Origin of the sequence: Allobosea sp. WAO (assembly GCF_001509835.1) — a bacterium.
Taxonomy (GTDB): Bacteria; Pseudomonadota; Alphaproteobacteria; order Rhizobiales; family Beijerinckiaceae; genus Allobosea.
The window spans coordinates 534,958-546,327 of record NZ_JXTJ01000004.1 but is presented as its reverse complement, the minus strand read 5'-3'; the positions used below and the strand labels follow the sequence as shown (position 1 = coordinate 546,327).

Genomic DNA, 11,370 nt, shown 5'->3' with positions numbered 1-11,370 from the left:
GTAAGAATGGCGTCCGTCTTCTTCTCCTACTCCCACAAGGACGAAGAGCTTCGAGACAGGCTTGAGGTGGCTCTTGCAACGTTGAAGCGTCAGGGCCTCATCGAGACGTGGCACGACCGCATGCTGCGAGCCGGTGACGAGTTCGACCCCGGCATCCGACAAGAGCTGGAGCGGGCCGACGTCATCCTTCTGCTGGTATCGCCGGATTTCATCGCCTCGAATTATTGCTACGATGTCGAGATGACGCGGGCCCTGGAACGGCATCGTACCGGCGAGGCGCGGGTGATCCCCGTCATCCTGCGCGCCTGCGATTGGCATCCAACGCCGTTCGGAAAGCTTATGGCCGCCCCCCGCGATGGCAAGCCGATCCGCTCCTGGCCCGATCTGGACGAGGCTTTCCTCGACGTGGCCAAGAAGATCCGGGATGCGCTGCCTAAGGCGCCGATTGCCCCCGTCCCAGCTAATCGCGAGCACGCTCCAACAGTCATTCAGGTGGCGGCTGCCGGGCCCCGGTCAAGCAACCTTCGCATCAGCAAGACCTTCACCGAAGCCGATCAAGATCACTTCCTGGACGAAGCCTTCGACTTCATGGCCAAGTTCTTTGAGGGATCCCTTTCTGAGCTCAAGGCGCGCAATCCGGAGATCGACACCACCTTCAAGCGCATCGACGCGAACCGCTTCACCGCCGTGATCTATAGGAACGGCAAGGCCGTCTCGCGCTGCAAAATCATGCTCGGTGGAATGCTCGGTCGCGGTATCTCGTATTCCTCGAACGACCAGGCCTCCGACAACAGCTGCAACGAAAGCCTCTCCATTGAGACCGACGCTCAGGGAATGTTCCTGAAGCCAATGATGGGCATGTCGCGTTTCGGTGTCGGGCGCGAAAGGCAACACCTGACCTTCGAGGGGGCCGCAGAGTACTATTGGGATGAGCTCATGAGCAACATCCAGCGAGATTGAGCGGCGGCAGCTGGCCGTGTCTTCAGTTTCCCGAGTTCGACGTTCCCTTCGTGGCCGGCGGCAACGGACGAGCACTAGCGTGGCCCGACAGCCTGATCGCCGAAGACCTAACCACGTATCGCTCGCCGACGCTCACATCTTTGCAGACGCCTCTCACGTGATAAAGCCGATTTCGCAATGAATCCAGATAAGAGCTTAACCGATGTTCAAAGATAGATACTGCGCCTTCATAGACATTCTCGGATTCTCCAATCGAATTCTCGATCTTGAGAAAAATTGGGACAATTTGACTTACGAACGACTCCGATCTTGCCTCAATTTTATGAGCGAAGAGCGGAACACATCGAATCTAGATCCAGACCTACCAATATACACAAAAAACGACAATATATTTACAGATAAAGATCTAGGTTATCCTCAGATTACATATATCTCAGATTGCTTGATTATTTCTACCGAAAGAAATGCAGATGGTCTAAAATCCATATGCCAGAAAGTTACTAAGATTTGGACTGACCTTCTTTGCGATGGATACCTATGTCGCGGGGCCATCTCTGGAGGGCCGCTTATCCACGACCAGGACATAATTGCGGGAAGTGCTTACATGAACGCGTATGAACTAGAGTCAACCGCCGATGTTCCACGTATTATTTTCGACAAGAATCTTTCCGAGATCTATGATTCGTTCCCATCAGTATTTCCGGCCCATCCACCCACAATGGATATGGCGGAAGATGGTTTCCTTTATCTGAGGTATTTTCCATTCCAATTCTTTCCAAATTACATACACAATTGGAGCGACTACATGCTCCGCGCGAGAGAGGTCATCTGCTCCGGCGTGAACCACAAAAACGCAAAGGTGGCACAAAAATATCATCACACTAAAAATGAATTCAACTTCTGTGTAGGTACGTATCGCCGGTTCTTTGAGGACTTGGTGATACCGATATAAGCGAAGACGCGCGAGCCAACCCACATCGCTGTCGTCCCGCTTCCGAACCAATAGGCCGCGCCGTTAGTGCCTTTCTGAAGACGATCGGACGACTCGTCATCGCAGCCTGCGGGGAGTGGGCCCTGGAGAAGTCGTTTGCAATGGTGACCGTGCCGACGAGCTTCGCCGCCACCTTCCGGATGATCGCCTCGTCGTTGTCGAACGTAGGCTCCGGCGGGATCGGCGCTATTGGATCGTGGTTTTAGTATCCCCGGCGGCCGGCGCCGATGACGACCTCGTCGGGTTGCCCCAAGCCCCGCGGTGACAGTGTGATGCGTGACACCTTCTTGCCGGCCTGGACCTTGTTCCAATACCCCTGCGGCGGTGTCGGAATATCAGCCTTCTTGTAGGCCTTTTCCACGGAGACGTCCGAAACTCCAAACTGCGTGCACAGGGTTCGCAGCGGCCCGGGCGAGACCAGGTCGTAGAGCTCCTTGCGGGTGTAGGTATGCGCCATGGTCGCCCGCATTTTCTTTGGCGCGACGATACCGTTCAGAGGCTTGGCCCGGTCAATGCGATTCTCGCGACTGCTCCAGCCGAACAACGATGACGCCGATCGAGCGTCTGTTTACTCGCGGTTTGACACAATGGAAGTGGAATGGATCGCGATGGCCGCCTCGCCAGCCCCCTACACGTGAGCGGCATGTCGTCAAACGCTCTGCACTTAGAGAGGGCCTTGCCTGAGAACGAAAGCCATGCTCATCGCATGCTATCCAAATTGGCTCAGCGCCGATCCAAAGGGGGAGAAAGCGGAATGATGGAATGGGAAGCAAGACGGAGTGGTTGGAAGAAACACCCGGAGGATGCTCGAACCCCGTTCGATGCCGATTATGCGAGGATCGTCCACTCCGGCTCTTTTCGTCGGCTGCAGGGCAAAACACAGACCCTGAACTTGGGCGATAGCGACTTCTATCGCACTAGGTTGACGCACTCTCTGGAGGTCGCGCAGATCGCTAGCAGTATCGTCCGCCAACTTGGCACCTTGAGCTCACATGAGGCTCACTCCTATCTTCCGCCAGTTAGCCTAATACAGGCCATCGGCTTGGCGCATGATCTGGGGCACCCTCCCTTTGGGCACGGCGGTGAGATCGCTTTAAATTATTGCATGAGAGACAATGGCGGATTCGAAGGAAATGGCCATACGTTGCGTATACTTTCAAGGCTAGAGAATTTCTCCGCATTGAATGGGGCTGATCTAGCGAGGCGAACACTTCTGGGAGTTTTGAAGTACCCAGTCGGTTTTGGAATCGCCGCCAATCCAGAAATCATTCCTGCCATTGATAGCACTCCCCAATCCATACGGATTATTGACCGAAAAAGATCGAAGCCGCCCAAATGCTTTCTGGATAGCGAGCGCGAAGTTGTCGCTTGGGTCCTTGAACTGCTGACAGATAAAGATCGAGCGCTGTTCCAATCCGTCGAGAATGTCCCAACGGAGCACGCCACTCCACTATTCAAGTCTTTCGATTGCAGCATCATGGATATTGCGGACGATATCGCCTACGGCGTTCACGACCTCGAAGACGCTATCGCCCTAGGCTTGCTCGACGAGAAGGATTTTAGGTCTTTTGCCGGCGAGGATAAATGCACGGAATTTCTCGATTCTTTGAAATTCAAATATCCAACGGAGAGCCAGAACAACGTCTACGACACACTCGTCAGCTGTCTATTTGGTGGCGGAAAATCGCGGAAACACTATATTAGTAGAATTGTACATCATTTCATAACGAACATTCGGATTGAAATTTTGCCGCAATTCAACGAGCCGTTGATTCGTTACAAAGCGGTTCTACCACCAAGCCAAAGAGATTTTCTCGACGCTTTGCAAGAGCTCGTCGTACAAAAGGTTATCAAAAGCGCTGAAGTACAACACCTTGAATTTAAAGGTCAAAAAATGGTAGTTTCAGTATTTGAGGCGCTAGCTTCCGACCCTAAAGCATTTCTTCCGGAAGACGCATTTTTTGACTATACAACTTCCGGCAAGAACATTCGAGTGATCTGCGATCACGTAGCCGGGATGACAGATGCCTTTCTGCTAAAAACGTATGATAGACTCTTTAGCCCGCGGATGGGGTCTGTTTTCGACAAGCTTTAGTCGCTGTTCCTGCCGGCCAGACGGAGGTCCTGCGCCAACACCGCATTTGCTCGATCACAGTGGGCTCGCGCTGAGTAGTAACCTAGCGAGTGATAGGGCGTCCGGACCATCCCCGGCTGAACTGACTAGCCCTGCCCTCAAGAGCTTGGCGTCCACGCTAGTCTGTTCGGCGTGGGCTGGGTCATCGGCCGTCATGTACCGCGCCTTCAGATAGAGGATCCTGTCCTTGGGCCGAATGCGTTTGCGTTTCAGGGCTTTCAGATCGACCTCGATAACCTCGACGACGAGCGGCATGGTTCTGTTAGGGTCGCTGCATCGGATTGTGCGCACGATCCCCAGTGGCGCGTCGATTTCCACGAAATCCGCAGTCCCAACGTCCGGTTCGATGACCTCTGCGCAGCCGACGATGATGCGAATTGGGCTTGGCGTTCGTGAGAGCGATTCCATTTGGAAGCGGTAGGCGGAATCGAAGCTGCCGATGCCCTTGTCCGCAGCCTGGCAGGCCGCCCTGTTGACCATTCCCGGTTCGCCAACCTCAAACAGGGCATTTCGGGCGTACTGCATCGCCGTCGTATGGCTGCCGAAGAACGTCTTCACGTCTCGCTGGATTGATCGCGGCAAGGTCGAGTAGCGCGGGGCCCCAGGAAACAGTGTCAACGCGAAATGGACAAGCAGATCCTCCCGGCGCGCTTCGGCTGCCTGGCCGAGGCTTGCTCGGTCGAATGTCTCCAGGCAGATTGCAAGCGCGCGGTCCACGGCGACGCGAGCGCCAAGCAGCCCGGACCGGATATCGGGGGGGAGTTCGCCGGCAATTGGCATCCGACCAAGATTGAGGGCTGTACGCCAAATGGCTTCCAGCTCGACGGCAATGCGCTCAGAGGCTATTGGCGATCCGATGGTGAATTCTGGATTCGACTGATCAAGCCGTCTCGGGACCCTAAAGCGTTCCGACAGAATAGATGCTTTCGATCGCCTCCGATAGTTGACCTCCTGTTCGAGTTCCTTATCGCGGAATGCTGCAACGATGCCGGCCCCGAGAGACAACGCGTTCAGGCCTGTAGCCGTCGAGACAAGCGCCCGAAGCTCCTCTTGCGTGAAGTATTTCTGGAAGGTGCCGCGGCTTGTGAGGAAGCCGTCCTTATAGGGCTTCAGGCCGGAAACCGGAGCTTTCCCCGTCAGCATAGCAGAAACGACCAAGGCCTTCTTGGCGAAGAACCATGCGGCCCGCACGGTCTCCACCCGTTCGTTGGGGTCTTCGATGACATTGACGACGAAGCCAAGATTCACAGCGTCCGCTGCTCGCCGGAGACCGTTCGGAGCGAAGTGTGGATCCCACCCAAAAGCGTCATAGCCATTCTCGATCAATGCAGCGACGTCATCTCCCTGGCCGCATCCGTAGTCGAAGGTTGAGCTGTTTTGATCGATGATCCCAAGGCGCCGCATCAGCGCGACTGGCTGCGACAGATCCCGACGAACAATCGCTGTCCTGTGGCGTTCGACGTCGACGACCGTCTCCTCTTTCCTGACCAATGTGTGCCCATGCAGCAAGAGCCCATGCTTTCGAATGAGCTCCTCCCAACGTGCTCGTGTTCCGATAGTCTTGGTGTCGGAAAAGAGACCAAAATCCTCTGCTTGGCGGGTCAGAGCAGTGAAGCGCGGGATCCGCGGATCGTCGAAGCGAAGCAGCGCTTCTTTGCGGTGGAGGATGGGCGGGTTCGCCCGCCCGCGATAGTCTCGAAGCGCGGCGGTCCTCGAGGTGCGATCGATCTTCCAGGAGGTCAGGAGTACCGGGAAGGCAACGTCGTCAAATTCCTCGTAGAGCAGAAGCGACAGATCTGAGCCTTTGATCTTGGCAACGTTCCAGCTGCCGTTCTCGATAAGGCCCGCCGCGTCGGCGATAGCACTGGCGTCCGCGGGATCCAGCAGGCCAACTGCCGTCCGGTGGATATAGAGAAACCCGCCTACTCGTTTGCCAGGCACCTGACGCTTGGTTTGAGACGAGGTGCCGGGCATCGAGTTCAAGCCGCATTAGTTCACGGCCAGCCTATTTCCAATGTGCCTTGATGGCCATGGCTAGATCCCAGGCTTCGTCCTCATCGGAGAACGGAACCTGCCCGTAAATGAGGCTGCTTTGGTTTGAGATCCTCTCGTTTGCGAGTTTGGCCATGAAGTGTCCATGCCCGAGCAGGTTCTCTGCGCCGCTCTCATCAAGCACGATCCGCGAATTCACGGAGGATGAAACCTTAAGGCAGATTTTGTTGCCGAGATTGGCCTTCACCTGGCCGGGCATGGCATCCTTGTCCGGGCGCTGAGTGACCATGAACAGGTGGATGCCGGCAGCACGAGCCTTGGATGCAAGCCTGACCACGTAGGTTTCGACAGCCTGGCGATAGTTCGAGCTGGCATCAGCCAACCAATCACCAATCTCGTCGTGGAATAGGAAGATGCGCGGCAGTCGGGCCTCTGGTGAAATCTTCGCGTTGAACTTATCGATGTTCGACGCGATTTTGGTGATCTCGACATAGCGCCGGTCCATTTCCTCAACCAAGTCCTTGAGCGTGTCGATTGCATCAGCCTGGTTCGAAATGATGCCACCATCGAGATGAGGCATCTGTTCGATCCAGCGATAGTCGCCACCAAACTTGGGGTCCACGAAACGAACCCGAGCGTTCCGTGGCGAATTGGTCGCCAACAGGTCGAGCAAGATGTTCCGTGTGAGGATGCCTTTGCCGCCGCCAGACTCGCCGGCGATCAAGGTGTGGGGGCCATGCTGCGGCTGCCCGTTGAACTCCTCGAAGAGGTTCAGATAGAGCAGCTCTCCATCGTGTTCTTTCTCGCCGATTAGAAAACTGCCGTTCTGCAACGGTGCCGACTCTGGAAGTTTGCGCCTGCGCCACAGGTCTTCAAGCGAGAGCTTGGCACGCTTTGGCCGCGAGATCGTTGCGATCACCTCACCACTTCCCGGACGGATGTCGATCACGTCGATCTGATGTGTGGTCAGGAGAACGCCCTTACGCCGCTCAAGATCGGCGACCGTCATCTTGTCAGAACCCTTGAGCCTAACGAGGGCAGCGTTGGGCGTGAGGCGATCTCCCAGGAGCTCGGCCGTAAGACCATATCCCCGCAGCGCCCCACGCAGCCTGCTCTTGGTGGCTTCCAACCATTCCAGGACCGAATTGTCGTCCGTCTCCCCTCTCTTCTCACGAATGAACTCGATGACGGAGGCTGGAAACATGCCAGGACCGTTGAATGTGAGCTCTGCTGGCTGGGGTTGGGGCGTGACCGCCGGATCGGGCGCTGCCTTTAGTGGCGTTGGAGGCAGCTCCGGGGCCGCTGAGCCATCGGTCTCGACAGCTGACTCGGCTTCAGTAGCAGGAGTGGTCTGGCTTGAGACGGGCGCGGCCAGGTCGACGGTCAACGCGCCGGCGTTAGGGTCAGTGACCCTGCGGAGGGCGCGCGCGATTTCCGTTCGGTCGAAGATGTACTGGCGTTGCTCGGAGCTGTCAGCCTCGATCGCCAACGGCTTCTCGTCAGTGCAATCGTGGATAAATACCATCGAGGCGCCGCGGATGCGGATGGCGGCGGTCCCGGTCCGCAGAAGACTCGCCCACTCCTTTGGACTTCGCTCGCCAACGCGCTGACGGAAGATGCCGTGTTCGAGGAGCAAGTCAGCGAGCCGGCCGCGCCAGGTTGTCTTATTCAGATGGTCGCCGTCCTGGACAATGCGATCTCGCAGGTCACTGGTGCTCGCCTTCGTCTGTTCGAGGGACGATTTCGATTCTGCAGCTTCGCCATCTTGTCCGACGAACTTGCTCTCGATGACAACGAGGTCAAGAACCGGTTTGCCGTTTTGCTCGCCGATGCAGAGCAGAAGGATGTCAGCCTTCTTTCCCTTGTGGCCAAGCCAGTCGGCGAAGTCGTCGAGGAGCAGCCAACAGACAGGAACCATTCCGGCGGGGAGCGAGTCGGTCACGACCTGCCGGCTGAGCACGAGCCCCAAGAGTTCGAGCGCATTGCGCTCCAAGCGTGCAGCGCGAAGGACCACCCGTCCGGAAATGTGAGCAGCGTGTTCAATGCAAGTATCGGCGAGAGCATCGATTGGCGCCCCCACCCCACCGATGATCGGGCCGATGATATCGACTAGACGCTGGCGTAGCGTTTTGCTGTTCTGCTTGGTCGAGACGACGAGGTTGTGACTTGAACCCGGACGGGTGATGAAGCGGACAATCTGGACCCCGTTGTTTCGCAGCAGCTGCAGGTCCGCGATCCCGTCGTAGGTAACGACCCAGGTGGCGACAGCGTGCGCCTGGTCGATCGCATTCTTGACCGTGTCCTCGTCGAAAGAAACTTCGCGGACAGGCACATAATGATCGAGCGCTGCATCCCGTTGATCCCGATGAAGGTCGTGGATCAGGTCCGTGTAGTACTGAACCTCAGCCGGGCGCTCCGAAGGGATGAGCAGGACCTCGGTCTTACGGGTGCCAGCCTCGAAAGACTGACGCCGTGTTTCTGAATCCGGGACGTGATCAAGGAACCGCGGCCACCCAGCCTCGGGCGGTACGCATTTGCGCCAGCTTGCATGGGCATTGCGGGCGATCACGTCGTGGAGAAACACCATGTCGGAGTTGCGCCCCTCTGGAGCGCCGCGTTTCACGGTATCAACGTCGAGAAAACCGACACGTAGGCGCGACAGGAACGTCTGCGCGGCCTCGGTTGCGAGCACTCCGTCCATCTCGCGGGAGATCGTGATGTTCTGCTCGGAGTAGATCTGCCGGAGCCGGTTCTGATCAGTGTGCGTGAGCACGAGATCGCAACGCAGGTCCGTCTCGGCCTCGATCTTTCGTGCAAGCTGATCCGCAAGTCTGGACGGCAGGTCGCGATTATCGGCGTTGTACAGCACGATCGAGAAGTTGGCTCGCTCGTGCGGATTGAGGTCGAGGTACTCCTGAGCAACACTCAGGAACTCGGCGGTGGCTTCCTTCGAATAACCGTCAAAAGCGCCTTCCGCTCCTTCATCGGCAGTCGGAGGCTCAAGCAGGCCGAAGTCGGCGAAATGTTCCGTCTCGATCAACAACCGAGGACGAGGAGTGTCTGGCACCAACGACATAGACGGATGCCAGCCGCGATCGACAGACGCCGTCACTTCGCGGGCAAAAGTTCTGAGGTCGGTCCCATTCCCGCCGGCGGCGACCATCGCCTTGAAAGCATTGGCAAGCCGCAAGGCCTTGGCCTTTGCCTCTGCCAGCCGGAAAGGATGCCATGGGCACGAGATCGCAACCGTAGGCTTGTCGATTGAACGTGCGAGTCCGATCGAGAGCATTGGCTCCCAGAGCTTGGAGCGGCACTCATCCTTGCGCGCCTTCCGACGTAGGAGTGCGAGGAGCTTCCCGTAAAGCTCGGATTGCTCAATTAGAGCATCTTCCATCAGTCCTTTGCCGTCTGTGGACGTGAAAGCGCGAACTGCGGTCGTGTATGAGGCGTGGAAAGCATCGAAGGCACTCCGGATCTCAGCTGCTACCGCCTTGTCGAGAAGTGTTCCCTCTACGCTCGCGAGCGCCGATTTGAAGGCTTCACCCATGTCCAGGTCGCGAGCATTGACGTCGACAAGCCGGCCGTCGGGGTTGTCGAAAGCGTCTTGGATCGTCGAGCGGTCCTCAAGGTCGATGATCCCGTCGACGACACGTTGGGTACGCTGCGCTCGCGAGAAACGTCCGCGCGCCAAGAGAGCCGTTGGTGCTTCCGCCTGGGCGATCTCTTCCATGTTTTCCGAATAGGCATTGGCGAACGAATTGGGGGGCAACATCCACGTGAGCTGCGTGGTGTTTGTCGCGAGTTTTCCGGGAGGATCGTCCTCCGAGACAAGCGAAATATCGAACTTGAAGGAGCGGGCCGCTGTGGAGCTCTTGTCTCTGCCCTTGCCCTTGTCGAGAGTGTGCGTCCAGCACATGCCGAAATCGATTTCGACTGTCGGCTCCAGCAACTCCTTCAGCCCGCGATAGCGATCTCTGAGGAACATACCGATGTCGGTGTTCCGCGCCTTCCAGAATGCAAGTTTGTCGGCACCGTCGAGGCGCACGACGATCTTCGGCTTCGCAGGGATTTGTTCGGACGCACGGATCAGGTCCGCGGTCGAAAGTAGTAGGCCGGATAGCAGATCGGGGTGGTTTCCGATCTTGTGGAAGACGAAGTTCTCCCACTGCTTCAGGAGCTTCTTGTCCTCCTGAAGATGCTCGCGGTGCCGGAAGAAGAAGTCGCGCTCGTGCTCGTCGGCCTCTTCCGTTCCAGTTAGCGGCTCCAGGAGGGCTTTGTCGGCCGCATCGAGTTCCTTCGGCATGTGCCTCTGGAACATGTCGATCGTCGCTTCTCCAAGCTTGGGCTTCTTGGTCTCGCGCGTCGCCTTTAGTATCCGTTCGACCACCTCCCAGCGTAAATGGGTGACGCCTTCTTGACTCGGTCGCCAGCGTCCTGCCTGTAGGCTGTCGTCATCGAGAAGGGCGTTGAAGGTGTCAGCATCCTCCGTGGTGACCTTGGCCTCCGATACGAGCACCGCAAGCCGATTGCGGATGACATTCCGATCAAGCGGCGCGCCGCGATCATTCCGAAGGTAGAGCGCATCCTCGGCTCGGTCGTGCAATGCCAAGAGTTCGGAACTCCAGGCTTCCTTGCTTTTCAGCCGACCTTTGGCGCCGAAATCCTTGAAGCGACCAGCCCCAGCTGGGATGTGGAAGGCTGGCAGCGCTTCGTCGAGCGCGCGTTCGATCGAAGTCGACACGAATTTTGCGTCGAGGAGGATCATGAACCGAGCCATCATCCGGATGCCGTCGGTAAGCAGGCCAGCGGCCAGTGCACCTAGGAGAGCATTGCGGACATTGAGCCGACTGCGCTCATCCATGGTCGAGAGCTCGGGGCAGCAATCAAACCAGACGTCAGGTGAGGCACAAAGCGATTCCTGGGAGATCTGCTTGATCTCTCCTACGGTGGCGCCGACGACGTCGAGATGGTCCGTCGGAACGGCAAAGACGATAAGCCCGCCACCGCTGCTGCGCTCGGCATTCCGGAAATGCGTCGCGCTCTTGGTCGTCAACATCTCTGGCGGCAAAGTTCCATCGTCGAGGGCATTGTGGACGTGAACTTCTGCTCCTGGCAGGGCAGCGAGCGCTTTCGCAATGGCAGATGTCACCTTCGCGTCGAACCCGACGATCCGGAACAAAGACTTCTGATCTAGGGAATCCCCAATTTCCAACTGCGCGCGAACCACAGCAACCGAGGCGATGAGGGCGAGATCGGGCTCGATGGCCGCATGAGTCACTCGGGCGTCCATCAG

General features: G+C 57.4%; 5 protein-coding genes. 2 read left to right on the top strand and 3 right to left on the bottom strand.

All coding sequences use genetic code 11. The features are described from left to right. Nucleotides 1–6 precede the first annotated feature (6 nt). Nucleotides 7–960 (top strand): toll/interleukin-1 receptor domain-containing protein, encoded by a 954-nt coding sequence (locus DK26_RS06885; protein WP_066469674.1) that lies wholly within the window; start codon nucleotides 7–9, stop codon nucleotides 958–960. A gap of 1,193 nt (nucleotides 961–2,153) precedes the next feature. On the opposite strand, the gene DK26_RS06880 is transcribed toward DK26_RS06885, so the two are convergent. After that, nucleotides 2,154–2,495 (bottom strand): hypothetical protein, encoded by a 342-nt coding sequence (locus DK26_RS06880; protein WP_157089548.1) that lies wholly within the window; start codon nucleotides 2,493–2,495, stop codon nucleotides 2,154–2,156. Nucleotides 2,496–2,549: 54 nt separating this feature from the next. Between DK26_RS06880 and DK26_RS28470 the strand changes: the two genes are divergently transcribed. Next, complete coding sequence (locus DK26_RS28470) at nucleotides 2,550–4,046, top strand: anti-phage deoxyguanosine triphosphatase (RefSeq protein ID WP_248309882.1); 1,497 nt, start codon at nucleotides 2,550–2,552, stop codon at nucleotides 4,044–4,046. Nucleotides 4,047–4,100: 54 nt separating this feature from the next. On the opposite strand, the gene DK26_RS06875 is transcribed toward DK26_RS28470, so the two are convergent. Next, complete coding sequence (locus DK26_RS06875; protein WP_066469670.1) at nucleotides 4,101–6,059, bottom strand: DNA phosphorothioation-associated putative methyltransferase; 1,959 nt, start codon at nucleotides 6,057–6,059, stop codon at nucleotides 4,101–4,103. A 31-nt stretch (nucleotides 6,060–6,090) separates the two neighbouring features. Beyond that, the gene (locus DK26_RS06870; RefSeq protein WP_066469668.1) at nucleotides 6,091–11,367 is read right to left on the bottom strand and encodes an FtsK/SpoIIIE domain-containing protein; all 5,277 of its coding nucleotides are present in this window, start codon (nucleotides 11,365–11,367) and stop codon (nucleotides 6,091–6,093) included. Nucleotides 11,368–11,370: the final 3 nt, after the last annotated feature.

Excerpts from the sequence above, each read along its gene's own strand:
- DK26_RS06885 (WP_066469674.1), top strand. The coding sequence starts at position 7 with ATGGCGTCCGTCTTCTTCTCCTACTCCCACAAGGACGAAGAGCTTCGA.
- DK26_RS28470 (WP_248309882.1), top strand. The coding sequence starts at position 2,550 with ATGGATCGCGATGGCCGCCTCGCCAGCCCCCTACACGTGAGCGGCATG.
- DK26_RS06875 (WP_066469670.1), bottom strand. The coding sequence starts at position 6,059 with ATGCCCGGCACCTCGTCTCAAACCAAGCGTCAGGTGCCTGGCAAACGA.
- DK26_RS06870 (WP_066469668.1), bottom strand. The coding sequence starts at position 11,367 with ATGGACGCCCGAGTGACTCATGCGGCCATCGAGCCCGATCTCGCCCTC.